The sequence below is a fragment of the Pseudomonas sp. NFX183 genome, assembly GCF_047943075.1.
Classification (GTDB): Bacteria; Pseudomonadota; Gammaproteobacteria; order Pseudomonadales; family Pseudomonadaceae; genus Aquipseudomonas.
Genome location: NZ_CP181333.1, coordinates 5,444,616 through 5,460,231 on the forward strand (window position 1 = coordinate 5,444,616; position 15,616 = coordinate 5,460,231).

Sequence of the window (15,616 nt, forward strand, 5' to 3'; positions counted from 1 at the left end):
TTCGGGCTGACCACTGATCTTTGCGCTGAAAAATAGATTGAATATTCACACTTAATGTTATTTAAATAACAAAACAAAAGCGCCACGACCTGCCTGGTCGTGCTGCAACAAGGTGGAATAGCAATGAGCAAGATCGCAGTCATCGGCAGCAATATGGTGGATCTGATTACCTACATCGACCGCATGCCGGCCCAGGGCGAAACCCTCGAAGCGCCGGGGTTTGCCCTCGGGTGTGGCGGCAAGGGCGCCAACCAGGCGGTGGCGGCAGCCAAGCTTGGGGCCGATGTGTTGATGCTGAGCAAGGTCGGCGACGACATGTTTGCCGACAACACCCTGGCCAACTTCCAGCGCTTTGGCATCGACACCCGTTATGTGCAACGGGTGCCTGGCGTTTCCAGTGGTGTGGCGCCGATTTTTGTGCGGGCCGACTCCCATAACAGCATCTTGATCGTCAAAGGCGCCAATGCGTATTTGTCGCCGGCGGACATCGAGGCGGCGGCGGCTGATTTGCGTGACTGCACGCTGATTGTGTTGCAGTTGGAGATCAACCTGCAGACGGTCTACTACGCCATCGAATTCGCCCACCGACATGGCATTGCCGTGCTGCTCAATCCAGCGCCGGCGCTGCCTGGTCTGGAGGCCGATTACCTGGCAAAACTGGACTTTCTGATCCCTAACGAGTCGGAGCTGGCGCTGATCACCGGCCTGACCGTGGACTCACCGGATTCGGCCCGCGTCGCCGCGCAAACCCTGGTGGCCAGCGGCATTCGCCACGTCATCGTCACGCTCGGCGAGCAGGGGGCGTTGTACGTAGGCGAGGAGGGCACATTCCAGGTGCCGGGCCAGCGGGTTGTCGCCCGTGACACCACCGGTGCCGGCGACGCCTTTATCGGGTGTTTCATTCAGCACTGGAACCGCGACGGCGATATCCGTCATGCCATGGAGCTGGCCGTGGCGTATTCCGCGTGCTCGGTGACGGCGCTGGGTACGCAGACCTCCTATCCCGACAGCGAAGCGTTCACGCGCTTCCAGCAACAGCGCTAAGCCGTCTAACTCGGCTCCTTAATCCAGCCCGGAGAACAATAATGAACAAACCTGCGCTGCAACAGACACCCGATGGGTTCTACCTGAACCGCACGCCCTGGTTCGCGTTTATTCTGCTGTGCAGCATCTTCGCGTTGTGGGCCGCGGCGGCGAGCATGAACGACGTGCTGATCGCACACTTCAAGAAAGCGTTTTTGCTCAGCGATTTCCAGACCGCCTTTGTGCAATCGGCGTTTTACCTGGGCTACTTTTTTGTGGCGATTCCGGCAGCGATGGTGGTGCGCCGCCTGAGCTATAAAAGTACGATCCTGATCGGCCTGTCGCTGTACATGCTGGGCTGTTTGCTGTTTTTCCCGGCGGCGTCGACGGCCAAGTACGGCATGTTCCTGCTGGCGCTGTTTGTGATCGCGGCCGGGCTGTCGTTTCTGGAAACCGCGTGCAACACCTACTCGACGTTGATGGGCCCACGGGAAACCGGGACGCGGCGCTTGAACATCTCGCAGACCTTTCACCCGTTCGGCGCCATGGCCGGGGTTTACGTGGGCAGCTTTGTGATGTTCAAGGACACCGATGCCACCACTGCACAGCTCAAGCAGATGAGTGCCACCGATGCGGCGGTGCAGCAGTTGCAAATGATCCAGTCCACGCTATTGCCTTACAAGTGGATGATCGCCGTGCTGGTGTTGATGTTCATCCTGATCGCCATTACCCGTTTCCCGGCCTGCAAAGGCAACGCACCCGTCGACAACACCTCGGGCAGCTTGCGCAAAAGCCTGGGTCGGCTGTGGCGTAACCCGCGGTTTACCTTTGGTGTATTGGCGCAATTTCTGTATGTGGGTGCCCAGGTGGGCGTATGGAGTTTCACCATTCGCCTGGCCATGCAAATGGGCGGCATGAATGAGCGCAGCGCTTCATGGTTTCTGCTGACCACCTTTGCCGCCTACTTTGTCGGCAAGTTGATCGCCAACCTATTGATGCGGCGTCTGCACCCGGCCAAGGTCTTGGCGATCTACGGGGTGCTGTGCATTGTGCTGCTGGCCTACACCATTCTGGTGCCGAATATTTCCGCGGTGTACGCCGCCGTCGGCGTGAGTATTTTTCTCGGTCCGTGCTGGCCGACCATTTACGGCCTGACCATCGATGGCCTGGGTGAAGACACCGGTGTCGGCGGTTCATTGCTGGTGATGAGCATTGTTGGCGGCGGGGTAATTCCGATCTTCCAGGGCCTGTTGTCCGACGCCAGCGGTGGCAACATGCAGCTGGCCTACAGCGTACCGCTGCTGTGCTTTATCGTGATTGTGATGTACGCGGTCAAATGCCTGCGCCAGCCGGGCGCGTTGCCCTCAAATGCCGCCGCGGCGGTGGCCTCATGAATACGCGTATCCCGTTGTACCGGGCGGTGTTTGCCGAGCAGGAAAGGGTGCTTTTGCAGTCTGAGGATTTCAAGGTCAGCGCCTGGACTTATCCGTCCGGTGTGCTGGCGGTGAGCCTGGAGAACAGCCGTGGACGTCTGGTCGTGTTGCCGTATCAAGGGCAGATGATCTGGTCGGCCGTATTTGACGGCTGCGACCTGACCATGCGCAACCTGTTCGACGAGCCCCGGCCAAGCCCGACGGTCATCGACACTTACGGCTGCTTCATGTTTCACAGTGGCCTGTTGCGCAATGGCTGCCCGGCGCCGGATGACACGCATGCCTTGCACGGCGAAATGCCCTGCGCGCCCATGGACACGGCCTGGCTGGAACTCGGCGAGGGCTTTGTGCGTCTGGGTGGCTCGTATCAATACGCCAAGGGGTTCGGCGATCGCTACCGGGCGAGCCCGAGTGTGACGCTGCGCGCCGACTCAGCCTTGTTCGATATCGACATGGACGTGACGAACCTGGCCGGCAAACCGATGGACCAGATGTACATGGCCCACATGAACTACGCATACGTCGACGGCGCGCGATTCGTCGAGCCACTGGGCATGCAGCGCCTGCGCCTGCGCACCAGTGTGCCGGACCACGTCAAGCCGACGCCGGACTGGAGCGCCTACATGGCGCAACTGGCCGAGCATCCAACCCAGTTGGCCAGCCTCGATACGCCTGCGCTGTACGATCCTGAGATCGTGTTTTTCTTCGACGACGTGGGCACAGACGCCACGGGCTATGCGCATTTTTTGCTGGACCATCCGGCGGGCACGGCGTTCTACACCCGTTACCGCCCCGAACAATTCGCGCACGCGGCACGCTGGATTCTGTACACGCCGGATCAGCAAGTGGCGGCGTTCGTGCTGCCATCGACCTGCGAACCCGAGGGCTATAACGCCGAGAAAGCCAAAGGCCACGTACGTTGCCTGGCGGCCGGGGCCAGCGCCTCGTTCAGCGTGACCACCGGCTTCTTGAATGCGCAGGAACGCCAGACATTATTGGGTTAGATCAGCAGCTGCGCGCCGCTGGCCTGGATGACTTCTTTATAGGCGCGGGGGATTTTCTTGTCGCTGACCACGTACTGGAAGTCTTCCAGGTTGGCGAAGTGAGCGGTGCGCACCGTGTCGAACTTGCTGAAGTCGGCCAGCAACACGCGTTGCTGGGCCTGGCGCAGAACCTTTTGTTTGACCTCGACTTCATTGAAGTTGAAGCACGTCACGCCGAACGCCTGGCTGACGCCGGCGGCAGTCACGAAGGCCCAGGTCAGGCGCACGCTGTCGAGGATGCTGCTCTCGGCGCTGCCTTCAAAGACCTGGTTCTTGCGGTGAAAAGTACCGCCGCACAGCACGATGTGGCAGTTGGCTTTGTTCTGCAGCCTGAGCAGCACGTTCAACGAACTGCACACGGCGGTGAACTCCAACTCATCGGGGATGAAATCAATGACAAAGGGCGAGGTGGTGCCGCAGTCGAAAAACACCGTGTCGCCCGGTTGTATCAGCCGCGCGGCGAGTTTGCCGATACGGCGTTTCTCCTCGACGTGGCGCGTGTCCTGGTCGGCTACGCGGTAATCGCTGGCCTCGCTGCTGACCCGGGTGATGTAGCCGCCCAACAGGCGCACATGCTCGGAGAAGTGGTTGAGGTCGCGGCGCAGGGTCATCTCGGACACTTCCAGCAGCGCAGCCATTTCCCGCAGGTGGATGGCGTTCTGGTCCTGCAAAGCTTGTTGGATAAGCTTGAGTCGCTCGGCTTTTTTACTGTCCACGCGTATTCCAGGGCTTGATTGTTGGTGTTAGATAAGTAACATTTAATGATATTATTGTAACGTATAAATGTGGGCATTGTGACAACCGCGTCCCACGATCATTGGCAACATACAGGCAAGGGCACGTTAAATGAACTCTCTTCAACCCGCAGCATTGGCCAAGTACATCGATCACACCTTACTGGCGCCCGACGCCTCCCGTGAGCAAATCCGCACCTTGTGCGAGGAGGCCATGGAGCACGGTTTTTATTCAGTGTGCCTTAACTCCGCGCAAGTGCCTTACGCCGCCTCGTGCCTGACTGACAAGAACGTGGTGATCTGTGCGGTGGTGGGCTTTCCACTGGGCGCCGGCTTGAGCGACACCAAGGCCTTTGAAGCTGAACGGGCGATTGCCGCCGGGGCAGGGGAGATCGACATGGTGCTCAATATTGGCTGGCTGAAAGAAGGGCTGCTCGAGGCGGTGCGTGAAGACATCGCCGCGGTCCACAGGGCCTGCGGCGCCGTGCCGTTGAAGGTCATCCTGGAAACCTGCCTGTTGAACGACGAACAGAAAGTCCAGGCGTGTGAAATCTGCCGGGACCTGGGTGTGGCCTTCGTCAAGACGTCCACCGGGTTCAGCCGTAGCGGCGCGACAGCAGAAGACGTGGCGCTGATGCGCAAAACCGTGGGCGCCGGCGTTGGCGTAAAAGCATCCGGTGGCGTGCGTGATTATCCGACGGCGGTGAAGATGATTGAGGCCGGGGCTACACGCCTGGGCAGCAGTTCGGGGATTGCGATAGTCGGTGGGGCAACGACGGCGTCGAGCGGTTATTGAATGGTTTAAATATAACTCAACTAAATAGATATTTAGTTGAGTTATGCGTTTTAGTTATATTGAGGGGCGACTTTCAAGACGGGCGAGGGCAGCCATTCGACGCTCGCTGATGCGTTCAACCGCGTCCATGTGTTCTGTTCCCCACACACACAGCGCCCCCAGTGCCGTGGCCAGCGAGCGCCCGAACGGCGTCAGCGAGTATTCAACCTTCGGCGGGATTTCCTGATAGTCGACGCGCGCGATGATCTCATCACGCTCCAGCTCCTTGAGTTGCTGGATAAGTACCTTATCAGTCACGCCACCGATCGCACGCCGTAGCTCACCATAGCGGTGAACGTTCTGTGCCAGATGATAAAGAACCAACGGCTTCCATTTCCCGCCAATCACCGCCAGAGCCGCATCGAGCCCGCAACTGAACGTGTTATTCGACATGGCTTTACTCGCTGAATTGGGTACTTACTAAAAGGTGCATACTATTCAAAAGAATAGCCTGGATCTAGAGTCGAGCCTCAACATTCTTGGGAGTTCACCATGAGCAGGCTCAACGGAAAAATTGCAGTGATCACCGGCGGCAACAGTGGCATCGGCCTGGCAACCGCCATTCGCTTCGCAACCGAAGGCGCACAGGTGGTGATTGTGGGGCGCCGGCAGCAGGAATTGGACAATGCGCTACGCCTGATCGGCCCTGAAGCCATTGCCATTCAGGGCGATATTTCAAACCTGGACGACCTGGATCGCATCTTCACACAAGTCAAAGCTGCAAAAGGCCGAATTGACGTGTTGTTCGCCAATGCGGGCCTGGGGGATTTCCAGCCGATTGGATCGATCACGGAGGAATCGTTTGACCGTACGTTCGGCATCAACGTCAAAGGCACCTTGTTCACCGTGCAAAAGGCCTTGGCATTGATGGGCGCCGGAGGCTCGGTAATCTTGACGGGTTCAACCACAGGCACCATGGGCACACCGGCGTTCAGCGTGTATAGCGCCACTAAGGCCGCGCTGCGTAATTTCGCCAGAAGCTGGGCGCTGGACCTCAAAGGCACCGGCATTCGCGTCAACGTACTTTCGCCCGGACCGATCGCGACGCCTGGCCTGGACCTGGCGTTGTCAGGCACTGGTCAGAAGGATGCGATCATTGACGGCATGACTGCACAGGTTCCCCTGGGGCGCATCGGCCAGGCAGAAGAAGTTGCGGCTGCAGCGTTATTTCTGGCATCGGATGAAAGCAGCTTCATGACCGGCAGTGAAATGTTCGTGGATGGAGGGTTTGCTCAGGTTTGAAGCCAATAGGGGTTTTGCCCGTTGAAATCTAACGGGCACTGCCCTTGATTATGTAACATGATATTACGCATAATGTATATTATGTTAAATTATATGTCATGCCTTTGGCTTTAGACGGTTAACTGACTGAGGGCTACAACGCCTGGTGTGAGCGTTGAAACAAAAACGGAATTCTGTCGCGTCACCGGAAACAGCCCTTTCCCAATGCCTTGCCCTCGACAGTTCATGCGCAACCTGAGTTACGGCCGACCACTGTCGAATCCAGAACGGAATGGTAAGGGGTTTGGGGTCATTTTTATTGTGTCCAAGCCTGTCGGAACCAAAACGGAAAAATGTTAAGACCTCTGTCTGCGCCGCACCTAACCTTTTGAAATAGATGGTCGGGAGTTTTACGAGTTTTGTCTTTCGCCGCCTGCTAGCTGGACGACTAGGTATGCCCAGGCAAGGCTGCATGTGGAAATTAAGAGCGTGATACCAAATCCTAAGTGGGCTCCATTTGTCCGCATCTCCGGTGGCGATCACGACATGGTTGTGCGAGCAGCTCGAATCATAGACTGGTGCGATAACGTTTGTGATTCATTACTCAAGATCGAATCAATCAAGATAAACATTTTCTCTAATTTGCTGGACTAGGGAGTTAGATGTTTAAAACTACGCAAGTCTACTCAAGCAGCGAAGCAAGACCGCCCTCCTCAGTCCATCTGATTTCATGATCCTTGAGTGCCCAAGAGCCGGTGTCAGCGTTTCGCCACTTCTGGACGCCCCCCCCCTAAACCTGGACGCCCCGGCCAACGAAAAATCGAGTGCATGATCGTTACATCCGCCCTCCTCTTCGTTTTTCCCTGCACGAAAATAGCTCCATGGGGTAAGCGTCCGAGCCGCTCTGTATCTCCTAGCTCCGGCCAGAAAGCTACCATCAGAATGCAGATGAAGCGGTCGCCTCGGGCGATCGCCAGTAACGAAGCTTTCAAAGAGTCCGTGGGTCTTGCATGGCTCGACTTCATTGCGCCGCCATTCCAGCGAGGAGTCGACGACAACCTGATCGTTTATCACTTAGCAAGCTCGTCGCACATGGAAAGCGCTGTCGAGGTTGTGAGACTTGCGCTCGGCTCACTGTCGCACGACACCTGGTACGCCCGCGTTCATGCTGAAGGGAGCAATGAACGGAACAGGGCTGCGTACGCGGCTATTAGAGCTGCTGCTGAGCACTACAACGAAGCGCCTGTCGCGGACGAAGATTTGCGGCAGTTTGCGCTCCACCTCAAGTTTTTCCCTCATGATCTGGATTCGGATTGTGGCCATGACGTTGGGCGGAGCGTCCATGCAAGCTGGTGAAGCTGAATGCGGAGATCACCTACGCCTTCGTAGTCCCATTCTGGTCAGAAGTAGCTCCGTCCATGTTGACTGCCACCGAGGTAAAGACCGGAAGTGAGGTACCTGCACTTGGTTCGGATGGGCAGCAAACTGAAGGGCGTGGTGCATGATCTGCCCTCGGTGCCCTGGTCGTAGATCTCACTGGTCGCCGATTTTCATCCAGCCAAAGCCGTTCCAGATTGATGTTTCAACCGGGAACGGCTCTCCAGGGTTAGATAAGGTCATATGGTGAGTAACGGGATACTTGAGCAGCTATTTGGGCAGCTGCCCATCCTCATCCGTTTCGCTCAGGTCGTCTGGACCAATAGGCTCCAGGTTATAATTAAGGAGGACGCCAGCTTTGGAGTCTTGATAAGTAACCAGTTTGTATTTCTGCTCTACTGCAGAGGGGGCTTCGTCGGCGAACAGACAATCTATGACCGTGTAGTCCACCTGCACAACTCTGGGGTCATTTTTCATCTGATCTTCTCCCCGCTTTATTGAAGCCATGTAGCAAACCTGCTCATTGGCGTCGTGGGATTGAGAGTAGGACGTCGGCTAAGCTTGTCAAGGTGGTTCTTCATCGTTCGTCAGTGGGTAGTGATCTCAATTAAAAACGCAGCATGGAACTTTTCAAGGCTAAGGCTTAGACAATATATTGTTAATTGCTTCAATGGTATACTAAGTATACTTAATAGATTACCCTAAATCCTCTTGCGGAATCAATGCATTACTGAGCAGTCGGCAAGCATCACAAGAATTAGTCGACTAAGTGTACTTAATTCCTATTGAGCGGTTGTATCTCTAAGGGCCTGAATGGTGTGATAGCGCTAATATTTTACGGTCGAATCATAAATTGAAAAAACAATGAGCACGGCCAAGGTTCTGCGCTTCTTGCAGCGCCGCCTGGGGTTGATTCTTTGATGGAGGCTCAATTTTTTTGCCTGCTTTTGAAACCAGGCTGGAGAACTATGGATTGGGCAAGGCAGGTGCTTTGCTCAGTGGTCTACAAGGAAGGTCAACGTTGTCTGCCAGGCAGATGCGCCCTACTCCAATCTTTCCTTGATAGGGGTACAACAAGAGCCCCTGATGAAATAGGCTAACCCCCGCCGGCTTGCAGCGAGCTGAAGCTCTAGGGCTTGGCCGGACGTGGATGCAGTGACCGGCTAGGCTTAAGTCAAAAAAAGTACTCGACTGATGCCATTCATTGAACCCAAACTGATGTCGGGTTTTCGCTTAAGGCCGAATATTCACACGTAACGGTCTTGAAGCCTTCTGGGATAGCCACCGAGCGCAGATAAGACACTTTTCTCCACTCGAACCCTGCAAACTCATCTAGGGTTGGAGCAACAAGAGCCAAGCGTTTATCGGCGTCCAGAAATACCATGGTTGTTGTGGAGCTATCGATATTCGCGCAAGGAGAGTGCGCATTGAAATCTACAGACTGAGCGATCCTGTAGATCATTTGAAGCCTCTGAATATCTTTGTCAATCCTGAAATGCGAAAATAGGGTTATGATTATAAATGCGAGCCCTGTTACAACTTGGCAGAATATAAGCATGAACCCTTTACCATGATGGTGTCCTTGCATCACCGAAAGGGCTGCCAAGACGAAGCACGCTATGCCTGAGGCGACGAAAAATAAAAACAGGAAATTGATCATGTGCAACAGAGTGCTCGCCATCAAGGTCATCGGAAAAGCACTGGCTTCCATGTGGAATATAGTGTTGATATCCACTGATGCCTGAATCGCCCCGGGTTTTCTAGACACTCTCAAGGCTCGCTGCGTAACGCTTTTCAAACTCTACCGGTGACAGCTGATTGTTGAAACTGTGGCGTCGTTTTGGGTTGTAAAACATCTCGATGTAATCGAACACATCATCTCGAGCATCCTGGCGTGTAGTGTAGATTTTACGCTTGATCCGTTCCCGCTTCAGCAACTGGAAAAAGCTCTCCGCCACAGCGTTGTCGTGGCAATTACCTCGACGACTCATGCTGGCTACCAGGTTGTTAGCTTTCAAGAAGCTTCGCCAGTCTGAGCTGCTGTACTGACTGCCTTGATCCGAGTGGATCATCACCTCTTGCTTCGGCTTACGTCTCCAAACCGCCATCAGCAGTGCATCAATGGCTACGTCGCTGGTCATCTGCGACTTCATTGACCAACCAATGATCTGGCGTGAAAACAGATCGAGCACCACGGCCAAATACAGCCAGCCTTCATATGTTCGGATGTAGGTAATGTCTGTGACCCAAACTTTGTTGGGTTCTCTGACATCGAATTGGCGCTTCAGTAAGTTCGGTGAGGCAACGGCTGGCTTACCGCCGTATTTTCCAGGCCTCCGTCGATACCCAGTCTGAGAACGTAAACCTTCAAGGCGCATCAACCTAGCCACCCGGTGACGGCCACAGCTCTCACCAACCTCTCGCAGGTCATCATGGATCTTTCGATAGCCATAAACGCCACCGCTTTCCAGCCAGGAGTGTTTGATCAATCCAAGCAGTCGCTGATCGTCCTTGGCTCGCGCAGATTTTGGTTCTGATAGCCACGCGTAGTAGCCGCTGGGATGAACCTTGAGCGTCAGGCAAAGCCGTCGAATCGCGTAATGACCCGCTTGCTGCTTAATAAAGGCGTACTTCAGCCGCACTCCTTGGCAAAGTACGCGGCGGCCTTTTTTAAGATGTCTCGCTCCTCCGTCACCCGTTTCAGCTCGGCACGTAGACGACGAACCTCAGCGCTCTGATCATCCTCCTCAACGCGCTGTTCCTGAGGCTTGGTGTAGCGCTTAACCCAGGCATAGAGGCTGTGCACAGACACACCCAATCGTGCAGCCACCTCCGAGACAGGAAGCTGCTTTTCGGTCACTTGCTTGACCGCCTGGATTTTGAATTCTTCGGGATAACGCTGGTTGCTCATGGCACCTCCTAATGGGCCTCATTTTAAGGCTTGGAGGTGTCTACGAAACTAGGGGCGATTCATACGTTAGACAAAAGGGCCGCCGTTCAGGCCCTCGCCGCCAGCCACCGCTTAAGTAGCTGGCAAAGGTCGGATCGACCAGACGAGCGGAAAACCTCGTCCATGAACATTAATCGATGAACAAGCACATTCATTTTGAGCGCATTGAGCCCAGCGGAGTGGGCTTACGAGCAGCTTGTGAACATCTGGCATCGCCCACTTGTTAAATTACATGTCATGCCTTTGGCTTTAGACGGTTAACTGACTGAGGGCTACAACGCCTGGGTGATCAACACCACGTGAGTCTCTGCGTCGGCGTGCCCCCTGTGCCGCAGTCCGACGCTAGTTAGCTTGTGACTCCGCGAATTTGAAACTATTAAGCCCGAACTCCCTCGAGACGCAGGTCCGAACTCTCCACCCGCTTTTTCCTTACCGAAAGCACGTACCAGTTCTTTGTGTTACTTCCGTATTTAACTCCACTAAAAATCGTTGCTTTCCCGTTTTGAATTATCCCCACACTCTTTGCTATGTACATTCGCGTGTCCGATCTTGCAGGTAGAAAGAACTGGAAACCGACCATGGGCGATTTCCGTTTAGATGCAGAGGGAAACTGGTAGTATCACAATGTTGGTAAAGGTAACAAGGCGGCAAAGATTGCTGTGCGGGATGTGTACGTAGAACGCTACCTTAAGCGCTATCGACGATTTCTGGGATTGCCAGAGTTGCCTGCTAAAGACGAAAGCATGCCTATGATCAAAACACTCAATGGCCGTGCGGGGGTGTCAGATCGACAGATCCGCGCCCTCCTCCAAGCCGTTTTTGATAAGGCCGCGGACAATATGCGTAACGAGGGTCGAGCCCTTCATGAGTTGGAAAGCCTGCGTTGCGCTTCGGCTCATTGGCTTCAGTCGAAATGCAGTCGATCGGTTTTGCGAAAACCTTCAAACCACCTGATTTAGAAACCCAAGACCACCCAGCTTTCGTGGACTGTCAGGTGCAACGCCAATCCCCACACCGCCTCCTCATCGGCAGTGCAGGTGACTTGGCAAGCTGGAGGTGACTTCAGTGGCGCAGCAGTTTGCGCAGGGGCACGCCGTCCTTGAGCACGGGCGACTTGATGACGATATAGCTGAAATACTTGGAGATACCAATGTTCTTGTCCAGCAGGCTCTCCACCACTTCCTGGTAATGCTGGATGCTGCGGGTCATGAAGCGCACCAGGTAGTCGTAACCACCACTGATCAGGTGGCATTCGAGCACTTCGTCTACCAGACGGATATTGGATTCGAACTTGGCGAAGTCTTCGCGTTTATGGTCGCTGAGGGTGATCTCGGTGAACACCGTGACCGAATCGGTAATCTTGGCCAGGTTCAAGTGCGCCTTGTAGCTGGAAATATACCCCGCCGACTCCAACCGCTTGACCCGTTGCAAACACGGGCTGGCAGACAAGCCCACGGCGTCGGCGAGACTGACATTGGTCATCCGGCCGTCCTTTTGCAGTTCAACCAGAATACTGATATCGATCCGGTCCAGTTTCACTTGCCCTTCCATTGCGTACCTCTTGACTGCCGTTTGTAAGACAATCTTCTAGCAAAATCAGCGCCGTAAAGACAGCTGATGCTGAGCCACCAGATCCGCCATGCTGCTGATGCAGTAATCCGCCGCGCACCGCGAAGGCTGCCGGGGCCGCTGGCGGCCGATCAAACAGCGGTCCAGCCTCCCGTGCGCCGCGACCGACGGTCGTGTCACATGCAGCACGGGATGCACATCCTCCGCTTGCTCGCTGAGCCATTGCAGGTCATCGGCCAGGGAAATGAAATCTTCCGGTGCAATACCCAGCCGCTCACACAACACACCACGATCCTCTGCGTCACGGTCGCCACGCACCAGTAGCCGATAGAACTTGCGCAAATACAGCATAGCCCCCGGTGCATCCTCGAACAGCGCCCAACTGCCGACGCTGCGGGCAAAGCTCATGCCCTCCTCCCAACTGGCGTGGAGCCCCCAGCGTTCGGCGAGTTGGCGGTGGGCAAAACACAGCAGGCCACTGAAGCCCAACTCGGCGAAGCGCGGGTAGAGATTCGCGACCACCGTGTTGTACTCGGCCAGCACCTGCTCCCTGGGCGGCTGCCCGCTACGGCTGTCGAGCAGCGGTTGCAAGGCGGCCAACACACCCGAGTCGCGGTCCACCAGCACTTCATCGCAATCGATCAGCAGCGCTCGATAATCTGTCAGTCCCATGTGGGGTCAAGTCTCCAATGATGCAGTCCACCCTGAACAAGCACAGGCTCAGTTCAAGACCCGTGCCAAGGCGCCGTCGAGTATCTGCAAGGCTTCGTCGACCTGGGCCTCGGTGGCCACCAACGGCGCGAGAAAGCGCAGCACGTTGCGATGCACGCCGCATTTGATCACCAGCAACCCGCCAGCGCGGACTTCATCGATCAGCCGTTGGTTGAGGTCGGCATCCGGCGTGCGCGCCGGGTCATCCTGGATCAGCTCGATCGCCAACATGAAGCCGGTGCCGCGCACATCACCGATACGCGGGTAGCGCGCCTGCAAACCAAGCAGGCCTCGGCGCAGGCGTTCGCCCAGCCGTTGGCCGCGTTCGAGCAGTTGCTCCTGCTCGAACGCGCTGATCACCGCCAGTGCCGCCGCGCACGCCAACGCATTACCGCCGTAGGTTCCGCCCAGGCCGCCAGGCAGCGGTGCATCCATGATGTGCGCCTTGCCGACTACACCGGACAACGGCAAGCCACCGGCCAGGCTCTTGGCCACGGTGACCAGGTCAGGCTGGATGCCCGCATGCTGGTAGCCGAACCAGGTCCCGGTACGGCCGAAACCGGTCTGAATCTCATCCAGGATCAACACGATGCCGTGCTTGTCCGCCAACGCACGCAGTGCCTGGAGAAACTCCACAGGCGCGGCAAGGAAGCCGCCGTCACCCTGCACCGGTTCGATGATGATTGCCGCGATCCTCTCTGGCGCCACCTGGGTCGCCAGCAGTTCATCCAGGGCTTTGAGTGCCAGCTCGCTGGTCACCCCGCGATAAGCATTCGGATACGGCGTGTGGAACACCTCCGGTGCAAACGGCCCGAAGTTCTGTTTGTAGGGTTGGCTCATACCGGTGAGCGTGGTGCCAAGCAGCGTACGACCATGGAAGCCGCCCCGAAAGGCGATCACCGCCGAGCGATTGGTGTAGGCGCGGGCGATCTTCACCGCATTTTCCACAGCCTCGGCGCCGGAGGTGAAAAACGCGGCCTTATAGGCTTCCTGCCCGCCGACCATTTCGCACAGCCGCTGTGCCAGGTCGAGGTATGGCTGGTAGGCCACCACCTGGAAGCAGGCGTGGGAGACCTTCTGCAACTGGGCCTGCACCGCAGCCACCACCTTGGGATGGTTATGCCCGATGTTCAGCACGCCGATCCCGCCGACGAAGTCCAGGTAACGCTTGCCATCCACGTCCCACAACTCGGCGCCCTGGGCACGGTCGATCACCAGCGGGTGAGCGGTCACCAGGCCACGGGGAACGAATTGATCGCGCTGACGGAGCAAATGAGGGGTTTCGTCGACCTTGCTATTCATGGCAGTTCCCATCGTGAATGCAGCAACCCGGAAAGTGGTTGCGATGTGGTTCAGAGTAAGGCTTGCAGGCAACCAACTACGCCGAACTTGGCCCGTGAGAAATTCGGATCGACTGTTTTGCCCCCACCTTTCAACAGATCCTGCGCCGGGCTTGGGGGATGATGAGGGCTACCCAAACCCTGCAGGAAATGCCCATGGCCTTGCTCTACAAAGCTGACCCGGTGCGCGGCCAACATTGGCAGGCACTGTTCGCCGCACACGCGCCGCAGATTGAATGGCGCGCCTGGCCCGACATCGGTAATGCCGAAGACGTGGACTACCTGGCCGCCTGGCAGGCGCCCGACAACCTCATGCAATTACTGCCCAACCTGAAAGTGCTGTTTGCTTTGTCGGCCGGGGTCGACCAACTGGACCTCTCCCGCCTCCCGCCCGGCCTGCCCGTGGTGCGCCTGCTCGACCCGGGCATCACCCGCGGCATGTGCGAATACGCCAGTTGGGCGGTGCTCAGCCTGCACCGCGATATGTTGCGTTACCGCCAGCAGCAAGCAGCGCGCTGCTGGCAGGCACACCTGTTGCAACCGGCCGTGAATCGTAGGGTCGGCGTGATGGGCTTGGGCACCCAGGCCCAGCAGATTCTGGCAACGTTGGCGCCGTTGGGGTTTGCGCTGTCGGGCTGGGCGCGCAGTGCTCATCAGTTGCCAGGTGTGGACTGCTACGCCGGTGAACACCAATTGCCGTCGTTTCTCAGCCAGTGCGATATTCTGTTGTGTGTGCTGCCGTTGACCGAGCAGACCCAAGGCATTCTCGACCGGCAGCTGTTTGCACAGTTACCGCGTGGGGCGGCGCTGATCAACATGGGCCGTGGCGGGCACCTGGTGGAGGAAGACTTGCTGGAGGCATTGGGCAGTGGGCAACTGAGCGGTGCAGTGCTGGATGTGCTGCAGGAGGAACCTGCGCCAGCGGATCATCGATTCTGGGATCACCCGCAGATTGTGCTGACGCCCCATATCGCAGCGATGACCCAGCCGGCGAGTGCGTTTGGGGTGTTGCTGGAGAATATCCGGCGTTATGAACGTGGGGAACAGATGGTGGGTGAGGTGGATCGGCGCAAGGGTTATTGACGCGTGGAGATCCAAATGCGGGAGAACCTGTCTTGATGTGGGAGCCGTCGAGCTTTAGCGAGGCCGCGATAGCGGTGGGTCACGCAACATCGATGTCGATTGTGCCGACGTCATCGCAGCTTCGCTGGGGCTCGGCAGCTGCTACGGTGTTAGTGCCAGGCCGCGCTCCTCCAGCAACCGCACAAAACTGTTCAAACTCTGCGATACCGTGCCCCGGCGCCAGATCAATCGAATGCGGGGTGTCAGCCAAAGATATTTCAACTGCCCCCTGCATTCGCGAGCAAGCCCGCTCCCACA

The 15,616-nt window shown here is 56.8% G+C and carries 14 protein-coding genes; 6 read left to right on the plus strand and 8 right to left on the minus strand.

Annotated elements, in window-relative coordinates; translation table 11 throughout:
• Positions 1 to 123 precede the first annotated feature (123 nt).
• From rbsK to ACM530_RS25570, 3 genes are read left to right on the plus strand one after another with little or no spacing between them, the layout of a single operon-like run.
• Entirely contained in the window at positions 124 to 1,044 is a 921-nt protein-coding gene (rbsK, locus tag ACM530_RS25560) for a ribokinase (RefSeq protein WP_416363471.1), read from the plus strand.
• Between the two features lie 41 nt (positions 1,045 to 1,085).
• Complete coding sequence (gene fucP / locus ACM530_RS25565) at positions 1,086 to 2,417, plus strand: L-fucose:H+ symporter permease (RefSeq protein ID WP_262209581.1); 1,332 nt, start codon at positions 1,086 to 1,088, stop codon at positions 2,415 to 2,417.
• Positions 2,414 to 3,460 carry an aldose 1-epimerase family protein gene (locus tag ACM530_RS25570; protein ID WP_416363472.1) on the plus strand — a complete coding sequence of 349 codons (1,047 nt, stop codon included), beginning with the start codon at positions 2,414 to 2,416 and terminating at the stop codon, positions 3,458 to 3,460. Before fucP ends, ACM530_RS25570 begins: the two co-directional genes overlap by 4 nt.
• Here ACM530_RS25570 and deoR read toward each other — a convergent pair.
• Complete coding sequence (deoR, locus tag ACM530_RS25575) at positions 3,457 to 4,215, minus strand: DNA-binding transcriptional repressor DeoR (RefSeq protein ID WP_416363473.1); 759 nt, start codon at positions 4,213 to 4,215, stop codon at positions 3,457 to 3,459. The two genes, ACM530_RS25570 and deoR, sit on opposite strands and share 4 nt — an antisense overlap.
• Before the next feature lie 130 nt (positions 4,216 to 4,345).
• Here deoR and deoC point away from each other — a divergent pair, with 130 nt between their 5' ends.
• On the plus strand, positions 4,346 to 5,029 hold the full coding sequence (gene deoC / locus ACM530_RS25580; protein WP_416363474.1) for a deoxyribose-phosphate aldolase: 684 nt from the start codon (positions 4,346 to 4,348) through the stop codon (positions 5,027 to 5,029).
• Positions 5,030 to 5,083: 54 nt separating this feature from the next.
• On the opposite strand, the gene ACM530_RS25585 is transcribed toward deoC, so the two are convergent.
• Positions 5,084 to 5,461, minus strand: a complete 378-nt coding sequence (locus ACM530_RS25585; RefSeq protein WP_416363475.1) for a winged helix-turn-helix transcriptional regulator — start codon at positions 5,459 to 5,461, stop codon at positions 5,084 to 5,086.
• 99 nt (positions 5,462 to 5,560) lie between these two features.
• Between ACM530_RS25585 and ACM530_RS25590 the strand changes: the two genes are divergently transcribed.
• Positions 5,561 to 6,310: an SDR family NAD(P)-dependent oxidoreductase gene (locus ACM530_RS25590; protein WP_416363476.1), complete on the plus strand. Its 750-nt coding sequence runs from the start codon at positions 5,561 to 5,563 to the stop codon at positions 6,308 to 6,310.
• A gap of 1,626 nt (positions 6,311 to 7,936) precedes the next feature.
• On the opposite strand, the gene ACM530_RS25595 is transcribed toward ACM530_RS25590, so the two are convergent.
• The 6 genes from ACM530_RS25595 to gabT all read right to left on the minus strand — a co-directional run bounded on the left by ACM530_RS25595 (position 7,937) and on the right by gabT (position 14,198).
• Positions 7,937 to 8,143, minus strand: coding sequence for a hypothetical protein (locus ACM530_RS25595; RefSeq protein WP_416363477.1), 207 nt, complete (start codon positions 8,141 to 8,143; stop codon positions 7,937 to 7,939).
• Positions 8,144 to 8,867: 724 nt separating this feature from the next.
• Positions 8,868 to 9,434, minus strand: a complete 567-nt coding sequence (locus ACM530_RS25600) for a hypothetical protein (RefSeq protein WP_416363478.1) — start codon at positions 9,432 to 9,434, stop codon at positions 8,868 to 8,870.
• Positions 9,427 to 10,577, minus strand: a protein-coding gene (locus ACM530_RS25605; protein ID WP_104502081.1) for an IS3 family transposase whose coding sequence is annotated in 2 segments (ribosomal slippage) — positions 9,427 to 10,343 and positions 10,343 to 10,577 — 1,152 coding nt in all. Because the reading frame shifts where the segments join, the coding sequence is not laid out codon by codon here. The genes ACM530_RS25600 and ACM530_RS25605 overlap by 8 nt, the downstream gene beginning before the upstream one ends.
• Positions 10,578 to 11,678: 1,101 nt before the next feature.
• On the minus strand, positions 11,679 to 12,167 hold the full coding sequence (locus ACM530_RS25610; RefSeq protein ID WP_010449292.1) for an Lrp/AsnC family transcriptional regulator: 489 nt from the start codon (positions 12,165 to 12,167) through the stop codon (positions 11,679 to 11,681).
• 45 nt (positions 12,168 to 12,212) lie between these two features.
• Positions 12,213 to 12,857, minus strand: a complete 645-nt coding sequence (locus tag ACM530_RS25615) for a 2-haloalkanoic acid dehalogenase (RefSeq protein WP_369302871.1) — start codon at positions 12,855 to 12,857, stop codon at positions 12,213 to 12,215.
• Between the two features lie 48 nt (positions 12,858 to 12,905).
• A complete protein-coding gene (gabT, locus tag ACM530_RS25620; RefSeq protein ID WP_416363479.1) occupies positions 12,906 to 14,198 on the minus strand; it encodes a 4-aminobutyrate--2-oxoglutarate transaminase in 1,293 nt (430 codons plus the stop codon).
• Between the two features lie 194 nt (positions 14,199 to 14,392).
• Between gabT and ACM530_RS25625 the strand changes: the two genes are divergently transcribed.
• Positions 14,393 to 15,319 carry a 2-hydroxyacid dehydrogenase gene (locus ACM530_RS25625; protein ID WP_145160758.1) on the plus strand — a complete coding sequence of 309 codons (927 nt, stop codon included), beginning with the start codon at positions 14,393 to 14,395 and terminating at the stop codon, positions 15,317 to 15,319.
• Positions 15,320 to 15,616 lie beyond the last annotated feature (297 nt).

Excerpts from the sequence above, each read along its gene's own strand:
- rbsK (WP_416363471.1), top strand. The coding sequence starts at position 124 with ATGAGCAAGATCGCAGTCATCGGCAGCAATATGGTGGATCTGATTACC.
- fucP (WP_262209581.1), top strand. The coding sequence starts at position 1,086 with ATGAACAAACCTGCGCTGCAACAGACACCCGATGGGTTCTACCTGAAC.
- ACM530_RS25570 (WP_416363472.1), top strand. The coding sequence starts at position 2,414 with ATGAATACGCGTATCCCGTTGTACCGGGCGGTGTTTGCCGAGCAGGAA.
- deoC (WP_416363474.1), top strand. The coding sequence starts at position 4,346 with ATGAACTCTCTTCAACCCGCAGCATTGGCCAAGTACATCGATCACACC.
- ACM530_RS25585 (WP_416363475.1), bottom strand. The coding sequence starts at position 5,461 with ATGTCGAATAACACGTTCAGTTGCGGGCTCGATGCGGCTCTGGCGGTG.
- ACM530_RS25590 (WP_416363476.1), top strand. The coding sequence starts at position 5,561 with ATGAGCAGGCTCAACGGAAAAATTGCAGTGATCACCGGCGGCAACAGT.
- ACM530_RS25595 (WP_416363477.1), bottom strand. The coding sequence starts at position 8,143 with ATGAAAAATGACCCCAGAGTTGTGCAGGTGGACTACACGGTCATAGAT.
- ACM530_RS25610 (WP_010449292.1), bottom strand. The coding sequence starts at position 12,167 with ATGGAAGGGCAAGTGAAACTGGACCGGATCGATATCAGTATTCTGGTT.
- ACM530_RS25615 (WP_369302871.1), bottom strand. The coding sequence starts at position 12,857 with ATGGGACTGACAGATTATCGAGCGCTGCTGATCGATTGCGATGAAGTG.
- gabT (WP_416363479.1), bottom strand. The coding sequence starts at position 14,198 with ATGAATAGCAAGGTCGACGAAACCCCTCATTTGCTCCGTCAGCGCGAT.
- ACM530_RS25625 (WP_145160758.1), top strand. The coding sequence starts at position 14,393 with ATGGCCTTGCTCTACAAAGCTGACCCGGTGCGCGGCCAACATTGGCAG.